This window comes from Luteibacter sp. GL_149, assembly GCF_057834065.1.
In genome coordinates this window covers 4,040,001-4,059,377 of record NZ_CM174395.1, presented here as the reverse complement: position 1 = coordinate 4,059,377, position 19,377 = coordinate 4,040,001, and the positions used below count along the sequence as shown (strand labels likewise).

General features: G+C 63.8%; 16 protein-coding genes (1 of these 16 cut by a window edge). 8 read left to right on the top strand and 8 right to left on the bottom strand.

Features of this window, described 5'->3' with window-relative positions:
- Positions 1-108: 108 nt before the first annotated feature.
- Both AC3IR3_RS17915 and AC3IR3_RS17910 read left to right on the top strand, forming a co-directional pair.
- Positions 109-681, top strand: a complete 573-nt coding sequence (locus tag AC3IR3_RS17915) for a ferritin-like domain-containing protein (RefSeq protein ID WP_489194135.1) — start codon at positions 109-111, stop codon at positions 679-681.
- A gap of 65 nt (positions 682-746) precedes the next feature.
- On the top strand, positions 747-1,763 hold the full coding sequence (locus tag AC3IR3_RS17910) for a DUF2333 family protein (RefSeq protein WP_489194133.1): 1,017 nt from the start codon (positions 747-749) through the stop codon (positions 1,761-1,763).
- 718 nt (positions 1,764-2,481) lie between these two features.
- Here AC3IR3_RS17910 and ppa read toward each other — a convergent pair.
- The 7 genes from ppa to AC3IR3_RS17875 form a co-directional block, all read right to left on the bottom strand.
- A complete protein-coding gene (gene ppa / locus AC3IR3_RS17905) occupies positions 2,482-3,018 on the bottom strand; it encodes an inorganic diphosphatase (protein WP_489194132.1) in 537 nt (178 codons plus the stop codon).
- Between the two features lie 219 nt (positions 3,019-3,237).
- Positions 3,238-5,316 carry a prolyl oligopeptidase family serine peptidase gene (locus tag AC3IR3_RS17900; protein WP_489196961.1) on the bottom strand — a complete coding sequence of 693 codons (2,079 nt, stop codon included), beginning with the start codon at positions 5,314-5,316 and terminating at the stop codon, positions 3,238-3,240.
- A gap of 209 nt (positions 5,317-5,525) precedes the next feature.
- Positions 5,526-7,574: a sodium-translocating pyrophosphatase gene (locus tag AC3IR3_RS17895; RefSeq protein ID WP_489194130.1), complete on the bottom strand. Its 2,049-nt coding sequence runs from the start codon at positions 7,572-7,574 to the stop codon at positions 5,526-5,528.
- Between the two features lie 169 nt (positions 7,575-7,743).
- Positions 7,744-8,193, bottom strand: a complete 450-nt coding sequence (locus AC3IR3_RS17890; protein WP_489194129.1) for an RcnB family protein — start codon at positions 8,191-8,193, stop codon at positions 7,744-7,746.
- 23 nt (positions 8,194-8,216) lie between these two features.
- Positions 8,217-8,651, bottom strand: a complete 435-nt coding sequence (locus AC3IR3_RS17885; protein ID WP_489194128.1) for an RcnB family protein — start codon at positions 8,649-8,651, stop codon at positions 8,217-8,219.
- Between the two features lie 120 nt (positions 8,652-8,771).
- Positions 8,772-10,058, bottom strand: a complete 1,287-nt coding sequence (locus AC3IR3_RS17880) for an amidohydrolase family protein (protein ID WP_489194126.1) — start codon at positions 10,056-10,058, stop codon at positions 8,772-8,774.
- A gap of 79 nt (positions 10,059-10,137) precedes the next feature.
- On the bottom strand, positions 10,138-11,394 hold the full coding sequence (locus AC3IR3_RS17875) for a 6-phosphofructokinase (RefSeq protein ID WP_489194124.1): 1,257 nt from the start codon (positions 11,392-11,394) through the stop codon (positions 10,138-10,140).
- A 163-nt stretch (positions 11,395-11,557) separates the two neighbouring features.
- Between AC3IR3_RS17875 and AC3IR3_RS17870 the strand changes: the two genes are divergently transcribed.
- The 6 genes from AC3IR3_RS17870 (at position 11,558) to AC3IR3_RS17845 (ending at position 18,360) form a co-directional block, all read left to right on the top strand.
- On the top strand, positions 11,558-12,142 hold the full coding sequence (locus tag AC3IR3_RS17870) for an adenylate kinase (protein ID WP_132146508.1): 585 nt from the start codon (positions 11,558-11,560) through the stop codon (positions 12,140-12,142).
- 81 nt (positions 12,143-12,223) lie between these two features.
- Positions 12,224-13,582, top strand: coding sequence for a UDP-N-acetylmuramate:L-alanyl-gamma-D-glutamyl-meso-diaminopimelate ligase (mpl, locus tag AC3IR3_RS17865; protein ID WP_489194122.1), 1,359 nt, complete (start codon positions 12,224-12,226; stop codon positions 13,580-13,582).
- 10 nt (positions 13,583-13,592) lie between these two features.
- Complete coding sequence (locus tag AC3IR3_RS17860) at positions 13,593-14,195, top strand: LON peptidase substrate-binding domain-containing protein (RefSeq protein WP_489194120.1); 603 nt, start codon at positions 13,593-13,595, stop codon at positions 14,193-14,195.
- Between the two features lie 17 nt (positions 14,196-14,212).
- Complete coding sequence (locus AC3IR3_RS17855) at positions 14,213-15,028, top strand: SDR family oxidoreductase (protein WP_489194117.1); 816 nt, start codon at positions 14,213-14,215, stop codon at positions 15,026-15,028.
- A gap of 220 nt (positions 15,029-15,248) precedes the next feature.
- Entirely contained in the window at positions 15,249-16,589 is a 1,341-nt protein-coding gene (locus tag AC3IR3_RS17850; RefSeq protein ID WP_489194115.1) for a sigma-54 interaction domain-containing protein, read from the top strand.
- Between the two features lie 529 nt (positions 16,590-17,118).
- Positions 17,119-18,360, top strand: a complete 1,242-nt coding sequence (locus AC3IR3_RS17845) for an acetylornithine transaminase (protein ID WP_489194113.1) — start codon at positions 17,119-17,121, stop codon at positions 18,358-18,360.
- A gap of 69 nt (positions 18,361-18,429) precedes the next feature.
- Here the strand turns inward: AC3IR3_RS17845 and hemL are convergent, their stop codons facing one another.
- Positions 18,430-19,377 carry the 3' portion of a glutamate-1-semialdehyde 2,1-aminomutase gene (gene hemL / locus AC3IR3_RS17840; RefSeq protein ID WP_489194111.1) on the bottom strand. 336 nt of this gene lie beyond the right edge of the window, so the window shows 948 of its 1,284 coding nt (coding positions 337-1,284); the start codon falls outside the window, past its right edge; it ends in the stop codon at positions 18,430-18,432.

Below are 19,377 nucleotides of genomic sequence, written 5' to 3'. Positions count from 1 at the left end.
AGGAAGCGTTCTCGCAAGATCGCCGCTCTTCACCCAACCTTCCCAAGCCAGTCCCTAACGTTCGACGGTCACCGAGAGCCCAACCCACTCATCGCGAGGAGGCAGGTCATGGCCGTCAGCAAGCCGTTTCAGACAGACATCGAAAGTATCCGCAAGCGTGCCCGTGAACATATCGACAAAGGTGCGGTTACCGACGGATATAGGGCAGATCGCGCGACGGTCGTGAAGTTGCTCAACGAGGCGCTTGCCACCGAAATCGTATGCGTGCTGCGCTACAAGTATCACTATTACATGGCACCGGGCATCAATTCGCAGAGCGTGAAATCCGAATTTCTCCAGCACGCCAACGAAGAGCAGGTGCATGCCGACCGCATCGCCGAGCGCATCACGCAGCTCAACGGCACCCCGAATTTCAGCCCCGAAGGCCTGCTGAGTCGTAGTCATGCGGATTATGTGCCGGGCGAAGACCTCGTCGACATGATCAAGGAAGACCTGGTGGCCGAGCGCATCGCAGTCGACAGTTATCGCGAAATTATCCAGTACCTGGGCAACGACGATCCGACCACGCGGCGCATGATGGAAGATATCCTGGCCCAAGAAGAAGAGCACGCCGAGGATATGTCGACTCTGCTGGAAAATCTCGGCAAGAAGGGCGAGCCGGCCAAAGCGGCGAAACACTGATTCCAAGCGGCGCCGGTGCCTGCGGTATAAGCTTCCGTTCGACCTCACCGTACGAAGGAAGACCCATGGAAGCGTCCACCCCGAATACCGCGGCCCGGCGCCGTCGTCCGCTGGCGACGTTGATCGTCGCGGTGATCTTCGTCCTCGCGATTCTCACCCTGGGATTCATGTGGTGGTGGGATACCGAGCCGCCGCAGTTCGATCCGGTAGCCGTCACGACGGAACATATGAAATCCATCGACCGGCCCGTGAGCACCGGCGCGGTGACGACGTATACGCTGATCCGCTCTGTGGATACGTTGCTGCACAAGCGTGGCGGCTATATCAGCAACGATAAACTGCCGCCCGGCGTGTTCCTCGACAACATGCCCAACTGGGAATTCGGATCGTTGACCGCCTCGCGCGATCTCGTCCGGGCGTTGCGCAACGACTTCAGCCGTTCGCAGACCCAGTCCATCGAGGACAAGGACCTGGGCGAAGCCGATCCGCTGCTGTCCAGCCCGAACGATCGCTGGCTGCTTCCGAGTTCCGAATCGCAGTACGGCAAAGCGATCGACCGGCTGGAGGGTTATCTGTCCCGCCTGGGCGACGCGGAAGGTGCTGGCGCGCATTTCTATGCACGTGCCGACAATCTCGCCGACTACCTGCAGATCGTCTCCACGCGGTTGGGCTCGCTGTCGCAGCGGCTTTCGGCGAGCGTGGGCCAGTTGCAGATCGATGCGGCGCCCAGCGTCGATGCGTCCGGCAAGCCGATACCCGCCGGCGCTCAGATCGTCCGGACGCCGTGGAGCAAGATCGACGACAACTTCTATGAAGCCCGTGGCTATACCTGGGCATTGCTCGAACAACTGAAAGCCATACGCCAGGACTTCGGGCCGATCCTGCGCAGCAAGAATGCCGATGCCGGATTGCAGCAGGTGATCCGCGAACTGGAGGAGTCCCAGAAAGCGTTGGGCAGTCCGGTGGTGCTGAATGGTTCGCCGTTCGGATTCTTCGCCAATCATTCGCTCGTGATGGCGAATTACATCTCGCGCGCCAATGCAGCGATCATCGACTTGCGGGCGTTGCTGGCGCGCGGGTGACTCCTCTTCGGTCTCCGGATTTTCGTGGGAACCCTGAGAGAGGTTCTTCAAGAGGACTCGGCTTTGCCATCGCTATTGCCGTAGCGCTGGGACGCTTCGAGGAGAGCCGTCGGCCACCGCCCTCGACGCGCCGTCTCCACCGTCGCTCGGGGAGGGATAGCCGCTGCGCGGCTGGTGCTTTAATGGCTGCGCCCCGTCGCGCCCGCGCGGCGGGCGGGGGTTTTCGATTCGGCTCCTGCCTCAGCGAAAACGGCGGACCGTCCTGGTCCGCCCCCTTCGGGCCTTTTCCGCCCGCCGCGCTCGGTTCCGCAAGTCGCGTCGAGGGCGGTGGCCGACGGCTCTTCCGGGGGTTGCGGTTGCGTGGGGGAAAGCAGCGCGTGACGCGTGACCCGTCATGGCCGCATCCGGTCCCGTCCGTCACCTGCTTAGCTCGTGCTCTGCCCACAACAAACCGCAGTCGACGGTGCCGTGGCCGGGTTGGCCCTTGGGGCCGCCTTAGCCGAGGGCCGCGATCACCCACTGACGGAGCGAAAATGGGGTTACGGCCCGCTCCCGCAGGGACGGCGCCGAAGGCCCCAAGGGCCAACCCGGTCGCGGCTTCCCCAACACACGAGCGTGAGCCGACTGTCCCCGACCGAAGCTCGACAAGACACGTCAAGCCGTCCCCGCTAATGCCAGAAGAACCTAAAAAAAGGCGCCCCGTGTGGACGCCTTTTCGTTACTTGTTGTCAGCGGTATAGCGCTTCATGCCGGCCTCGATCTCGGCCTTCGCCTCGTCGGCGCCGACCCAACCGTCGATCTTGACCCACTTGCCCTTCTCCAGATCCTTGTAGTGCTCGAAGAAGTGGCCGATGCGCTCCAGCCAGTGGCCGGAAACTTCCTTGATGTCCTTGATGTGCGAATAGCCCGCGAATACCTTGGAGATCGGCACGACGACCAGCTTCTCGTCGGCGCCAGCTTCGTCGGTCATCTTGAGCATGCCGACCGGATGGCAGCGAATGACCGAGCCCGGGACCAGCGGCAGGGGAAGGATGACCAGCGCGTCCAGCGGATCGCCGTCGCCACCCAGGGTGCCCGGCACATAGCCGTAGTTGCAGGGATAGCGCATCGGGGTCGAAAGGATGCGGTCGACGAAGATGGCGCCGCTTTCCTTGTCGACTTCGTACTTGACCGGCTCGGCGTCTTTCGGAATCTCGATGATGACGTTGATTTCGTTCGGCACGTCACGGCCGGCTGGAACGAGATGGAGGCCCATGGGGGGATCCTTGATCGGAGTGGCTAAAGATTGGCCGATAAGGATACCAAGAGCGGGGGGTGGGGGTGGGAAGTGGGCGCGCGGCTTCGGATGCCTGAGGGCACTGGTGACGTTGCTGTGGACGTATCGCCGACTCTTGTCGCGTTGTGCAACTGTGCGCCCCCACTTCCCATCCCCCATTCCCAGAAGCGGGGCACCCCAAAGCGCCCCGCCCTCCAATTACTTCAGATGATCCCAGAGATACGTGTACGCCAGTGCCGACATAAACGCGGCCTGCTTATTGTCCGCCGCAGCCCCATGGCCACCCTCGATGTTCTCGTACAGGCTGGCGTCGAAGCCCATGGCCTGCATTTCCGCGGCCATCTTGCGGGCGTGGACGGGACCTACCCGGTCGTCCCGGGTCGAGGTCGTGAAGAGGACCGGCGGGTACCTGGTGCCGGCTTTCACGTTCTGGTACGGGGAGAAGGTCTGGATATAGGCCCATTCGTCGGCTTTGTCCGGATCGCCGTACTCGGCCATCCAGGAGGCACCCGCCGACATGTGCGTATAACGCTTCATGTCGAGCAGGGCGACCTGACTGACCACCGCACCGTACAACTGGGGATACTTCGTCAGCATGTTGCCGGCCAGCAGGCCGCCATTGCTGCCGCCCATCATGCCCATGTGCTTCGGTGTGGTGATCTTGCGGTCGATCAGGTCCTGCGACACCGCTGCGAAGTCCTCGTAGGCGCGCGGACGATTCGCCTTCAGCGCCGCCTGGTGCCAGCGCGGACCGTATTCGCCGCCGCCGCGGATATTGGCGATGACGTAGACGCCGCCCTTGTCCAGCCAGGCGCGGCCGACGCTGCCCGAATACGCGGGTTGCAGCGAAATTTCGAAGCCGCCGTAGCCGTAGACCAGCGTCGGATTGTTTCCGTCGGCCTTCATCGACTTCGGTGCGATCTCGAAATAGGGCACGCGAGTGCCGTCCTTCGATGTGACGAAGTGCTGGCTCACGGCGTACTTCGACGCATCGAAGAAGGCCGGGCTGTGCTTCAGCGCTTCCTGTTTGCCCTGGCCGAGCGTGCCGTAGTACAGCGTCGTGGGCTGGAGGAAGCCGCTCACGGTGAGGAAATACTCGTCGGTATCGTCAGCGTCGATGCCGCCCGCCTGCACCGTACTGAGCGCTGGCGCGCCGCCCAGCGTTTCGCGTTTCCACGGGCCGTTCGCTTCCGGCGTGAGTACCTCGATGCTGCTGACCACATCGCGCATCACGTTGACGAGCAGGTGGTGACGCGTCCACGAATAGCCGGCCAGCGAACTATGGGCGTCGGGTTCGAACAGGACGGCGATATCGCGCTTGCCGGCCATGAAATCGTCGAATTTCGCCACCAGCAGCGAGCCGGACGCGTACGTCTTGCCGTTCACGGTCCATGCCGTGCGCGGTTCGATCAACAGCCATTCGCGTTGGACGTCGGTGGTCGCATCGTTCGGCACGTCGATGCGCGTGAGCTTGCCGTCCTTGCCGCGAACATACGTCTCGCTGTTGTAGAACTCGAGCGCACGCTGGACGAAGTCGCGTTCGAAGCCAGGCGTACGATCCCGGAAGGCGGATATCGACATGTCCGTCGGCTTGCCTTCGTATACCGTCGTGGCGGACGCGAGTGGCGTGCCGCGCTTCCATTCCTTGACTATGCGCGGATAGCTCGACGTCGTCATGGAACCGGGGCCAAAATCGGTCGCCACGTAGATGTGGTCTTCGTCGATCCATGCGACCTGGCTCTTGGCCTCGGGTAGCGTAAAGCCGTCGGCGATGAAGGTCTTCGTGACGAGGTCGAACTCACGCACCACGTCCGCATCGGCACCGCCGCGCGACAGCGATACCAGGCAGCGGCGGTAATCCGGCTTCAGGCACTGCGCACCGTGCCACACCCAGTTTTCCTTCTCGCTGGCGGCAAGCGCGTCGATGTCGACGACCGTTTCCCAGGCGGGTTTGTCCTTGCGGTATTCCGCCAGCGTCGTGCGCCGCCACAGTCCCTTCGGATGCTGTTTGTCGCGCCAGACATTGTAGAAGTGGTCGCCGACCTTGCTGACCATCGGAATCTTCGCATCCGAGTCCAGCACTTCGAGCAGCCGCGACTGCAATGTCGAGAATTCGGGGCCGGAGGCGTATTTGCCGACCGTGTCGGCATTGCGTGCCTTGACCCAGTCGAGCTGCTTCGCGCCGTCGATATCGTCGAGCCAGAGGTTGGGATCGTCGCTCGCGGGCGTGGCCGCCGGGGCGGAGGAGGTTTTCGGGGCATCGTGTGCGTGGGTCATGCCACCCAAGGTAAGGGCGACGGCCAGCGCAATCCAGCGTCGGTGCATGGTGATTCCGTATTTGGGCGGAATTCCAACGATAGCGGAGTCGCTGCGGACTTTACCCATGACTTTTGGGATGGGCGGCCCACGCTACGTCTACCCATGGCATCCGAAAAAACGAAGGCCGGGGAGACGCCTGTCTCCCCGGCCTTCGTCACGGATCGGGATCAGAGCAACGGCACCAGCAGCAGCGCCACGATGTTGATGATCTTGATCAACGGATTCACTGCCGGGCCGGCCGTATCCTTATACGGATCGCCGACGGTGTCGCCGGTTACCGCCGCTTTGTGTGCGTCGGAGCCTTTGCCGCCAAGATGGCCGTCTTCGATATATTTCTTCGCGTTGTCCCATGCACCGCCGCCGGTGGTCATGGAAATGGCGACGAAGAGACCGGTGACGATCGTACCGATCAGCACGCCGCCCAGCGCCTGCGCACCGGCTTCCGCGCCGCCGAGGGCCTTGAAGCCGAAGACGACGACCACCGGCACCAGCACCGGCAGCAGCGACGGGATCAGCATTTCCTTGATGGCCGAGCGGGTCAGCATATCGACGGCGCGCGAGTAATCGGGCTTCGTCGTGCCTTCCATGATGCCTTTGATCTCGCGGAACTGCCGACGGACTTCTTCCACGACCGATCCCGCCGCGCGACCGACGGCCTCCATCGCCATGGCGGCGAACAGATAGGGAATCAGGCCGCCTATCAGCAGACCGATGATGACGTAGTGGTTCGACAGATCGAAGCGGATTTCCGCACCGCCGAAGTGTTCGCTGAGGTTGTGCGTGTAGTCGGCGAACAGGACCAGTGCCGCCAGACCGGCCGAGCCGATCGCATAGCCCTTGGTGACGGCCTTCGTCGTGTTGCCGACCGCATCGAGCGGATCGGTCACACCGCGTACTTCGGGCGGCAGGTCGGCCATTTCCGCGATGCCGCCGGCGTTATCGGTAATCGGTCCGTAAGCGTCCAGCGCGACGATCATACCCGTCATGCTCAGCATGGCCGTAGCGGCGATGGCGATACCGTAAAGACCGGCCAGTTCGAACGCGCCCCAGATCGCGGCGCAGACGGCCAGTACCGGAAGCGCGGTGGATTTCATAGATACACCCAGGCCCGCGATGATATTCGTCGCATGGCCGGTGGTGGACGATTGTGCGACGTGACGTACCGGTGCGTACTCGGTCGCCGTGTAGTACTCGGTGATGACGACCATGGCACCGGTCAGGATCAGACCGATGAGCGCGCAGCCATAGAGGTGTCCTACGCCATAAGCCGAATCGCTCATCAATGCTTTCGTGATGGGCCAGAAAGCAATGGCGGCAAGCAGTGCCGAGACGAACACGCCCGCATAAAGCGCATTCATGATCTTGCCGCCGCGCGTCTTCACGAAGAACGTACCGATGACCGAGGCGACGATCGATGCGCCGCCGAGTACCAGCGGAAACAGCACGCCGGAAGGGCCGGTCTGCGCGGCCATGATGCCGCCGAGCAGCATCGTGGCGATCAGCGTCACCGCATAGGTCTCGAACAGATCAGCGGCCATGCCGGCGCAGTCGCCGACGTTGTCGCCCACGTTGTCGGCGATCACGGCCGGATTGCGCGGGTCGTCTTCGGGAATGCCTGCTTCGACCTTGCCGACCAGATCGGCCCCCACGTCGGCACCCTTGGTGAAGATGCCGCCGCCAAGGCGCGCGAAAATGGAAATCAGCGACGATCCGAATGCCAGGCCGACGAGCGCATGCAGGGCGTGCGTCTGTTCATAGCCCAGATGGCGCAGCACACCGTAGTAACCCGCGACGCCCAGCAGACCGAGGCCGACCACCAGCATCCCGGTGACGGCACCGCCGCGGAAAGCGACGGTCAGGGCAGAAGAAAGGCCGCTTCTGGCGGCCTCTGCGGTACGGACATTGGCACGAACCGAAACGTTCATGCCGATGTAGCCAGCGGCTCCCGAGAGCAGCGCCCCCAGCGCGAACCCGATCGCGGTTCCCCATTCGAGGAAGACGCCCAGTAGCAGGAACAAGACGATGCCGACGGCACCGATCGTGGCGTACTGGCGGTTGAGGTAGGCGCGCGCGCCCTCCTGGATAGCGTCGGCGATCTCCCGCATTCGCTCGTTGCCGGGCGATTGCGCCAGCACCCAGCGTACGGACAATGCCCCGTACACAATCGCAACGACCGCACATCCCAGCGCGATCCATAAACCGTACTGCTGCAGCATCGAAGCCTCCCCGAATTGTAGGAGCCCGCATGGGGCCCGGAGCCGTGCGCATGGCACGTCTGGTCCGAGTATAGGCAGGGGAGGCGGGGAGGGGTGTTGTGCGCTGCGCAAGACAAACGAATCGCGGCGCCCCGAAGGACGCCGCGAAGGGAACCGATTGCAGCGGCTTTTACTGCGACTGCGAGACGATATCCGCGATTATGCCCGTGGTAATCGCGATCAGCAGAAAATCGTTATTGTCCGAACGCACCCAGTGATAGCCACGAGGCGGTTCACGCAGCCGGTACGAGCGATAGTCGTTCACGACGTAGTCGTCGCGACGGTACACATCGGGGGCGCGATGGCCGCGCTCCCAACGATCGCCATGATCGGGCGGCGGACCCCGGCGCTCGGCGCGATTGTCGTAGCGCTCGTCATGCCGGTCACCGTTGTGATTGCCGTTGTCGTGGCGATCGCCTCGCTGGTCGCCTCGTTGATCATCTCTCTGACCGCCTCGCTGGTCGTCGCGATGATCGCCGCGCTGCTGATCCTGGTCTTGCTGAGGGCGGTCCTGGGCGAAGACCGGCGCGGCGGCGCCGACGACGGCAAGGCAGAGGAAAGCACGGGTAAGCATTTTCATATCGATGTCTCCATAAACCCGCTTTAGCGGGTAGCGATATCGAGGATCACGCCCGTCGCGATGGCGACAAGCAGGAAATCGTTATTGTCCGAACGCACCCAGTGATAGCCACGCGGCGGCGGACGCAGGCGGTAGCCCCGATAGTCGTAAACGATATACCGGGGACCGTCATAGCGATGTCCACGTTCCCAATGGCCATAGTGGCCGTAATAACGCGGCGGAGGCGGGCGGTTGTAGTAGTAGCCCGGCGGCGGACGGTGCGCATAGCCGTCGTGACGCCAGCGACGGTCGTCGTAACGGCGATCGTGGCGACGGTCGTCACGGCGGTCGTCGCGTCGATCGTATCCATGCCGGTCGTGACCGCGCCCGTGGTCGTCGTCGCGTGGCTGTGCGTTCGCTGCGGAAACGGCGGCGACGCAAAGGGCCACGCTGGCAAGGGCGGTACGCAGAATGCTCATCCGGAGTCTCTCCTTCCGGTCGCGATGACCGGCGATTCGCATCCTAGGAATGCCAACCTGAACGAGGAGCAAGAAGTTGCGACGCGCCTTTACTTAAACGTCAGCTAGCAAAACAGGCGTTCAGCGAATCGAGCCGGGACGGAACTCGAGCGACAGTGACGATGGGCGGCCGTCGAGGCTTAGTGCCGTGCGCTTCTCGGGAGTCCGTGCGACGACGCGGCCCGCACGAACGACCGCCAGCCGCGTCGCTTTCAGGCGAATCGCCTCGAACGGATCGCTGGCCTGTAATAGCACGAGGTCCGCTCGGCACTCCGGTTCCAGACCGTAGTCGGTAAGTCCGAGAATATGGGCAGGATTGACGGTCACGGCGTCGAATGCGCGCCGCACGCCCCGTTCGCTGGTCATCTGCGCGACGTGCAAACCGACCGATGCCACGTCGAGCATGTCGCCCGAACCCATGCCGTACCAGGGATCCATCACGCAGTCGTGCCCGAAGGCGACGGTTACGCCAGCGTCCATCAGTTCCGGCACGCGTGTCATGCCGCGGCGCTTCGGATACGTGTCGTGCCTGCCTTGCAGCGTGATATTGATGAGTGGATTGGCGATGGCGTGTACGCCCGCTTCCGCGATCAGCGGCAGCAGCTTCGAGACATAGTAGTTATCCATGGAATGCATGGACGTCAGATGCGATCCGGTGACACGACCCTGCAAGCCCGTGCGTACGGTTTCCGCCGCAAGCGTCTCGATATGCCGCGACATCGGGTCGTCCGATTCGTCGCAGTGCATATCGACGGTCAGGCCGCGTTCGGCGGCTAGTTCGCACAACCAGCGGATCGATGCGGCGCCGTCGGCCATGGTCCGTTCGAAGTGCGGAATGCCGCCGACCACGTCTACACCCATGTCCAGTGCGCGAACGAGATTGCGTTGCGCGTTCGGCGAGCGCAGCAGTCCGTCCTGGGGGAATGCGACCAGTTGCAGATCGATCCACGGCGCGACCCGACGTTTGACGTCCAGTAGTGCTTCGACGGCGAGCAGGCGATCGTCGCAGACATCGACGTGGCTGCGGATGGCGAGCAGCCCCTGCGCGACCGCCATGTCGCAATAAGCCATGGCGCGCGCGGCGATAGCTTCGACGGTGAGGTCGGGTTTCAGTTCGCCCCATAGCGCGATGCCTTCCAGCAGCGTGCCCGACGCGTTCAGTCGCGGAAGGCCGAGGGACAGCGTGGCGTCCATATGGAAGTGCGCGTCGACGAAAGGTGGCGTGACAAGGCGGCCCGCTGCGTCGATTTCTTCCGTCCCCGTGGCAGGCAACGAAGGTTCCACCGCGACGATCCGTCCTTGCTGCATGCCGATGTCGATGCCGGTGCGGCCGTCGGGGAGGGTGGCGTTACGGAGGATCAGGTCCATGGGCTCAAGCTTTGTCGAATGTGGGGATGAATGTAGGGTGCGAGCGTCGCGTGCGCTCCCACACGAACCTTTTCGACGGTTACCCCGCCTTGAACGCCCTCAGCTTCTTCGGCACCGGCGTATTGCGTAGCGTCACATAGATTGGCAGGCCATCCGGTCCATACGGAGGCGGTGCCTCGCCCTGGATCAGCGGCGCAAGATAACGCCGCGCGGCCGCCGTAATGCCGAACCCATCCTTCGACATGAAGTTCTTCGGCATCTTCTTTTCATGGTTGGCGATTTTCTGCAGCGGCGCCGCTTCGATCTTCCATTTGTACGGCTCGTCGGACAGACGCACGATGACCGGCATCACGGCGTTCAGACCTTCGGCCGCGAATTCGACCGCCGCCTTGCCGACGGCATAGGCCTGGTCGGCATCGGTCTTCGATGCCAGGTGGCGCGCGGAGCGCTGAAGATAGTCGGGGAGGGCCCAGTGATATTTGTAGCCAAGCTTCTCGCGCACCAGCGCGGCAAGGATCGGCGCGGCGCCGCCCAGCTGCGCGTGGCCGAACGCATCGCGCGCGCCCGATTCGGCGAGGAACGTACCTTCCGGATTCTTCACGCCCTCGGAAACCACGACCGTGCAGTAGCCCACGCGCTCCACGGTCGCTTTGACTTTCGCGAGGAAGGCCGTCTCGTCGAAGACGTTTTCGGGGAACAGGATGATATGCGGCGCCTGGTCGGCCCCCTGACCGGCGAGCCCCGCCGCCGCCGCGATCCAGCCCGCGTGCCGGCCCATGACCTCGATGATGAAGACCTTGGTCGAGGTCTCGGCCATGGATGCGACATCGAGACTCGCCTCGCGTACGGATACCGCGGTGTATTTCGCCACCGACCCGAAGCCGGGGCAGGTATCCGTCACCACCAGATCGTTGTCGATCGTCTTGGGGACGCCGATGCAGTTCACGTCGTAGCCCAGCGAGTGGCCGATCTGGGAGACCTTGTACGCGGTGTCCGCCGAGTCGTTGCCGCCGTTATAAAGAAAGGTGCGGATGTCGTGCGCGCGAAACACCTCGATCAGGCGCTCGTACTCGGCCCGGTTTTCCTCCAGCGATCTGAGCTTGTAACGACACGAGCCGAACGCACCGCCCGGTGTGTGCCGGAGCGCGGCGATGTTCGCTTTCGCCTCCTTGGACGTGTCTATGAGGTCTTCGCGCAGCGCCCCGAGGATGCCGTTCCGGGCGGCATAGACCTTGATGCCCTTGTCCCGGGCGGTTTCGATGACGCCGGCCGCCGTGGCGTTGATGACGGCGGAAACGCCGCCGGACTGGGCGTAGAGGAGTTTTCCCTGGGCCATGCGTCGGTTCCTTTCGGGAGAGTGGAAGAGTCCTGCCGAGGGTAGCGCGACAGCACGTCTACAAGACAACGGTTTGACGGGGGGCAGGCGCTCCCGTTACTTTGACAGCCATTTTCTTGGGTTCGGCGACCGGCAAGCCTGGCCGTCGACGTTATGGAGCATTATGCGACTCGTGCTACTCGGTGCACCCGGTTCGGGCAAGGGCACCCAGGCTACCCGCCTCAAAGACCAGCTCGGCATTCCGCACATCTCCACGGGCGATCTGCTTCGCGCCGAGGTGAAGGCGGGGACGGACCTGGGCCTGAAAGCCAAGGCCATCATGGATGCCGGCAACCTTGTCGCGGACGAAATCCTGCTGGGCATGCTGAAGTCGCGTCTCGCGCAGGACGACGCCAAACCGGGTTTCATCCTCGACGGCTATCCGCGCAACCTGGTACAGGCCGATGCGCTCGACAGCCTGCTGGCCAGCATCGGACAGCCGCTCGACGTCGTCATCAAGCTCGAAGTGCCGGGCGAGGCGATCATCGATCGCTGCAAGATCCGTTTCGAGCAGGAAGGCCGCGCCGACGACAACCCGGAAACGGTGAAGAAGCGCCTCGATATCTACGCCGACCAGACCGCTCCGGTCGCTAACTTCTACGCCCAGCGCGGGAAGCTGAAGGAAGTGAACGGCGTCGGCGAACTCGACGAAGTGACGCAGCGTATCCTCGGCGTCCTGGCGACAGGCACCGCAGCCGCCAACGGCTGATCGCACGATCCGTCGCCCAGGGCGGCGGATCGTTCTCCGGAGCGCGACCCGGCGCCCGGATATTTCGGAAAGCATACAAGCATGCGTCTGCACATCCTCGGTATCTGCGGTACGTTCATGGGTGGTGTCGCCGCGCTAGCGCGCGAACTCGGCCTGACCGTCGAAGGCTCCGACGCCAACGTCTATCCGCCCATGAGCGACCAGCTCGAGGCGCTCGGCATCGGCCTGATGCAGGGCTATAGCGCCGACCATCTCAAGCCCGCGCCCGATCTGATCGTCGTAGGCAACGCAATGGTGCGCGGCAATCCGGCTGTCGAATACATGCTCGACGAAGGCATGTCTTACGTTTCCGGGCCTCAGTGGTTGGGTGAAACCTTGCTGGGCGGCCGGCAGGTGCTGGCCGTGGCCGGCACGCACGGCAAAACCACGACGACGAGTCTGCTGGCGCACCTGATGGAAAGCGCTGGGCTCGCTCCCGGCTTCCTCATCGGCGGCGTGCCCGGCAACTTCGGTGTGTCCGCGCGCATGGGGACGGGCAAGGCATTCGTGATCGAGGCCGACGAATACGATTCGGCATTCTTCGACAAGCGTTCGAAGTTCGTGCACTACCGGCCGCGCATCGCGATCCTCAACAATCTCGAATACGACCACGCGGATATCTTTCCCGACGTCGCCTCTATCCAGCGCCAGTTCCATCACCTGGTACGCACGGTGCCGCGCAGCGGCCGGCTGATCGTTAACGCCGAGGACCCCTATCTGGCGGAAGTGCTGGCCATGGGCGCGTGGACACCGGTGGAAACCTTCGGCATCGACAGTGGCGACTGGCGTGCCGAGGCGATCGCCGCGGACGGCTCGCACTTCCGCGTGCTGCGCGGTGGCGTCGTACTGGGCGAGATCCGCTGGGCGTCGCTCGGCCGGCACAACATGATGAATGCGTTGGCCGCTCTGGCTGCGGCAACGGCGGCAGGCGCCGATCCGGTCGCGCTGCTTCCCGCGTTCGCCCGTTTCGAAAGCGTCAAGCGCCGTATGGAACTCATCGGCGAGCGAAGCGGCGTCACCGTATACGACGATTTTGCGCATCACCCGACGGCTATCGCGACGACGCTGGCCGGATTGCGCGCGCGGGTCGGCACGTCGCGCATCGTCGTGGCGCTGGAGCCGCGTTCGAATTCCATGCGGCTGGGCGCTCATGCCGACGCACTCGCACCGTCGCTGGTCGATGCCGACAGTGTCGTGTTCCTGCACCGACCCGAGCTTCCCTGGGATGCGGGGAAGGTTACCGGTGCGCTCGCCGGTCGCGGTCATACGGCACCGTCGGTCGACGAGCTGGTGGCGCGACTGGTCACCGAAGCACGCCCGGGCGACCAGGTCGTATTCATGTCCAACGGGGGGTTCGAAGGTGCGCCGCGACGCTTCTTCGAAGCATTGAAGGCGGGTTAGACTGGCGGGCATGGCTGCGACCACGCCCGCGCTCGACTTACCGCTATTCCCGCTGTCCAGCGTCCTGTTTCCGGGCGGGCAGCTGCAACTGCGTATCTTCGAACCCCGTTACCTCGACCTGGTGCGCGAATGCGCGCGGACGGGCGGAAGTTTCGGCGTATGCATGATCCTGGAAGGCCGCGAAGCGGGGTTGCCCGCCGTGCCGGCCGCCGTTGGCACGCTGGCCACCATTACCGACTTCCATTCCCGTGAGGACGGCTTGCTCGGCATCGTCGCCGACGGTGGCCGCCGGTTTCGCGTCACCCGCACGCGGGTGCGTTCGGATGGCCTGGTGCGCGGCGACGTGAGTCCGTGGGCGGATGAAGAACTGATTCCCGTGCCGCCGGAATTCGGCTTGTTGCCTACCATCCTCGAGCGACTCGCGGAGCAGATGGCGCCGCCCTGGCAGAAGACCGACCGCAACCGCTACGACGATGCTAGCTGGGTCGGGTTCCGGCTTTCCGAATTGCTTCCGCTCGATCCGAACGAATGCCAGCACATGCTGGAACTCGACGACCCCCTGCAAAGGCTCGCGGAATTGCGCGACATCCTGCCGCGCTTCCAGCGGCCCTGACGATAAGGAACATCCCGATGTCCACCCTGGCGGGCAAGACCCTTTTCATTACCGGCGCATCGCGCGGTATCGGCCTGGCGATCGCGCTGCGTGCCGCGCGCGACGGTGCCAACATCGTCATTGCGGCCAAGAGCAGCGTCGCGAATCCGAAACTGCCCGGCACCATCCACACGGCGGCGGCCGAGATCGAAGCCGCTGGCGGCCATGCGCTGCCGCTGAAAGTGGACATCCGCGAAGAGGACGAAGTGAAGGCTGCGGCTGCGGCGGCTGCCGAGCACTTCGGCGGTATCGACATCGTCGTGAACAACGCGAGCGCGATCTGGCTCGCGGGTGTCGAAGGTACGCCGATGAAGCGCTTCGACCTGATGCAGCAGGTGAACACGCGCGGCACGTTCCTGACCACGCAAGCCTGTCTGCCGTATCTGAAGAAGTCGGACAATCCGCATGTGCTGATGCTTTCGCCGCCGCCGAGCATCGATCCGAAATGGTTCGCGCCGCACACGGCTTACACCATCGCGAAGTTCGGCATGAGCCTATGCGTGCTCGGCATGAGTCCGGAGTTCGCGCCCATGGGCATCGCGGTCAACGCGCTCTGGCCGCGCACCGTGATCGCTACCGCCGCGATCGCCATGATCGACGGCGTTCGCCCGGAAAACTGCCGTACACCGGATATCGTGGCCGACGCCGCACACGCGATACTTACGCGCCCCGCAATATCTTTCACCGGTCAGTTCTGCATCGACGAAGCCATTCTTCGCGAAAGCGGCATCGTGGATTTCGATCGCTACGCCGTTTCTCCCGGTCAGCCGCTACTTCCCGATTTGTTCCTCTGACGCCCTTTCCTTACACCTTAATGTCGATGGCGAAACCTGATGGCTAGCGCTTTTGGCGTATGGCCGCGTTCACACGATTGGGTATAACGTCAAAATCCATGGCGACGAGTGGTTGGCACTCGTGCTGGGGTGGGGCTGGCCGGTGTAACAGGGGATACCGGCGGCAGGTCTAGGATGTGCCCGCGTGACGCCGGCAGGCCGCGTCGGGCGAGGAGCAGGCATGTCGCGCGAGGTAGTCTCGGGGCGTTGCGTCGTTTGGATTGGCAGGCCGTCCGCCGAAGAACACTTCGGTCTGATTCGTGCTGGATGGCGAACGCTGGTTGCCGAACCCGGTCGGGGCGATGCGGAAACAAACGGCTGTTCGGACGCCGTACTGGTGGTGGTCGACCTGCGCTCCGCGGCGGTCGAAGCCCTCGCCGTACTCGATCGCGTGCTGGACGGTCGCAGCCTGCCCTGGGTCGCCATTGTCGGCGCCCATCGGTCGCGCAGCGATCTACGTGTCGATCGGCGCCTTACGGAGGCGGCCGAACTGATCGTCGGTCCGGCGGGCATGGCGGTGCTCAATCAGGCGCTGGCCCGCGCCATAGGACTGGCTGTCGTGCCGCCCACCGCGGACGACGAGCAGCTAGCGGTAATGACCGGAAGCAGTCCGGCGATCCATGCCTTGTCCCGCAACGTTCGTAAATTCGCGCCGGTGGAATTACCTCTGCTGATTACGGGCGAAACCGGCACGGGCAAGGAGATGGCGGCGCGCGCGCTGCATCGCCTGTCCCCGAGGGGCAATCGCCCGTTCGCGGCCATCAATTGCGGGGCGTTGCCCGCGAACCTCGTTCAGTCCGAACTGTTCGGGCACGAGCGCGGCTCGTTCACCGGCGCGACCGCACGGCGTATCGGTCACTTCGAAGCGGCCGATGGCGGTACCGTTTTCCTCGACGAGATCGGCGATCTGCCGCTGGACGCGCAGACCAATCTGTTGCGATTCCTGCAGGAGGGCACGCTGGAACGCATCGGTAGCTGTCAGTCGCTTCATGTGGACGTGCGCGTGCTGGCGGCGACGCACGTCGATCTGGAAAAAGCCGTGTCGCAGGGGCGTTTTCGCGAAGATCTGTTCTATCGCCTGAATGTGCTTCGTTTGCGCATGCCACCGTTGCGCGAACGTACGGGCGACATCGAACTGCTGGCCCAGCATTTCCTGGAGACCTTCCGCGAAAGCTACGGCACCCGGGCGCGCGCTTTCAGCAGCCATGCGCGACGGGCTATGAATGCGTTCTCATGGCCGGGCAATGTTCGCGAGCTGATGAACCGTGTGCAGCGCGCCGCCGTGGTGGCGGACGACGCATTGATTACGCCGGAAGACCTGGAACTGACCGGCGAGCAGCTCACCGGGACGAACGACAGCCTGGGCAGTGCGCGTATTTCCGCCGAGCGCGAAGCCATCATGGATTGCCTGCGCGCCAGTGCATTTAACGTAAGCGAGTGCGCACGCCGCCTGCGCGTGTCACGCGTAACGGTCTATCGCCTGTGCAAGAAACACCAGCTGGCGTTGGACCAGCTGAGATAGCAAGGCGTCGATCTTGCGCCGAGAGAAACCCCCGGTCCGGTAAGGACCGGGAGTTCCCGTTCGATCTCCCGGCTTGGCAGGGTCGTCGGGAGAACAAACACCGTTTTCGCCACGCAAGAGCAGGCCTCCGCGCGACGCTGGGGGCAAGGTATAGCGAGCAAGCGTTGTGCCATTCGCGTAAGTAATTGATTTGACGGTTCTTGGCCGGCTGGCATAGGCCATGCGGTCTACGTCGTGCCTTGCCGCCCCTGTTACACCGTCGGCTCGCAAGGGCCGTCAGGGCTGCGTTTTGGGGCACCGGGACGCTGTCTCAGTCCTGTTACAGCGCCTCAGTTACATGGACAACGCGTTGTCGTCGCGTCCTCCTCCTTATACGATGAGGGTTCCAGCGCCGTGCCGGGCGGTCTTTCAGACCCAACGCGCACCGCCGTACTGGGACCTACGGGTCGATGTCGGACTGCAGCGTACCGTGCGACCGCTTTTGTTCCTGTTGAGATTCCGGCGCTGCAGCCGGAGTCGGGAGTTGTCCATGTCTGATCCCCAAGCCACCGACCTCCTCGGGCTCGGCAAGCGTTACTGGCTGTCTGTCTACCGTCCCCGCGATGTGGTGCTCGACCACGGCAAGGGCGCGCGAGTCTGGGATACCGAGGGACGCGACTATGTCGATTTTGGCGCCGGCATTGCGGTGAACGCGCTGGGCCATCAGGACCCGGATATGGTCGCCGCGCTGGTCGACCAGGCGCATAAGCTCTGGCACGCCAGCAATGTTTTCTATTCGGAGCCGCCACTGCGCCTCGCCGAGGAAATCGTCAACGCGGCACCGTTCGCCGAGCGCGTTTTCCTGTGCAATTCCGGTACGGAAGCAAACGAGGCGGCGATCAAGCTTGTGCGCAAGTGGGCCACCGCGCAGGGACGTACGCCGGACAAGCGTGTGATCGTCACGTTCCGTGGTTCGTTCCACGGGCGCACGCTGGCAGCGGTTACCGCGACGGCGCAGCCGAAATACCAGGAAGGCTACGAGCCGCTTCCGGGTGGGTTCCGCTATGTCGAATTCAACGATGCCGCCGCGCTGGAAGAGGCGTTCTCGCATGGCGATGTCGCTGCGGTGATGCTGGAGCCGGTGCAGGGCGAGGGCGGCGTGATGCCGGCCGCGACCGGTTTCCTCGCGAAGGTTCGCGAGCTGTGCGACGCGAACGACGCGCTGATGGTGCTGGACGAAATCCAGTGCGGCATGGGACGCACGGGTACGTTGTTCGCGCATACGCACGACGGCGTGACGCCGGACATCGTCACCCTGGCAAAGGCACTCGGCGGCGGCTTCCCGATCGGCGCGATGCTGGTGGGGCCGAAGGTGTCCGAAGTGATGCAGTTTGGCGCGCACGGTACGACCTTCGGAGGCAACCCGATGGCTGCGGCCGTCGCGCGCGTGGCGCTGCGCAAGCTGGCCTCGCCCGAGGTGCTGCTGAATGTGGAGCGTCAGGCCAACGATCTTCGCGCCGGTCTGGCGAAGCTCAACACCGAATACCGTTTGTTTTCGGAAGTCCGCGGCCGCGGACTGATGATCGGTGCGGTACTGGACACGGCTTATAAGGGGCGTGCCGGCGAAATCCTGGATATCGCCGCCGCGCACGGACTGCTGGTGTTGCAGGCCGGTCCCGACGTGTTGCGTTTCGTGCCGCCGTTGACGATCACCGACGAAGAAGTGGCCGAGGGCCTGTCGCGGCTGGATGCGTCGCTGGCGGAATTCGTCCGGTTGGCGGCGGTAGCGTAAGGCCGCCCGATTGCTGGCAATCCCTGTGGGAGCGCGCCTGCGCGCTCCCACAGGACATTCGTCGTCGCGTTACGCAGCTACAAGCCTGAACGCCTCACGCGCCGCATCCAGCGTTTGCGCGATCGCATTGTCGTCATGCGCACTTGAAACGAAGCCAGCTTCGAACGCCGACGGCGCCAGATACACGCCGCGATCCAGCATGGCATGGAAGAACCGGTTGAAAGCGCCGACATCGGCCTTCGTTGCCTGCTCGTAGCTCTCGACTGTTTCCGACGTAAAGAACAGACCGAACATACCGCCCACGCGATTCACGCTGAAAGGGGTGCCGGTTTCGGCAGCCACGGCGACCAGGCCGTCGGTAAGCAGACGCGTGCGCGCGGCGAGACGTTCGTAGAAGCCTTCTTCGCGGATGAGTTCGAGCATCGCCAGGCCCGCGGCCATCGCCACGGGATTTCCCGACAGCGTGCCTGCCTGGTAGATGGGGCCGGACGGTGCGATCTGCCGCATCAGGTCGCGACGGCCGCCGTATGCGCCCACCGGCATGCCGCCACCGATGATCTTGCCGAAGCAGGTCAGGTCCGGCGTGATGCCGTAATGCGCCTGCGCCCCCCCCAGTGCCACGCGGAAGCCCGTCATCACTTCGTCGAAGATCAGCAGCACGCCATATTGCGTGCACAGGTCGCGCAGTGCCTGCAGATAACCGTCCTTCGGCGGAATGCAGTTCATGTTGCCGGCGACCGGCTCGATGATGAGGCCGGCGATGTCGTTACCTTGCTCGGCGAACAGGACGCGCGCCGCGTCGATGTCGTTATAAGGCAGCGTAAGCGTGAGATCGGCCGAGGCCTTGGGTACGCCGGGGGATGTCGGCACGCCGAAGGTCAGCGCGCCGGATCCGGCCTTCACCAGGAAGCTGTCGCCGTGCCCGTGATAGCAGCCTTCGAACTTCACGATCTTCGATCGATCCGTGGCGCCGCGTGCGAGGCGGATGGCCGACATCGTCGCTTCGGTGCCCGAATT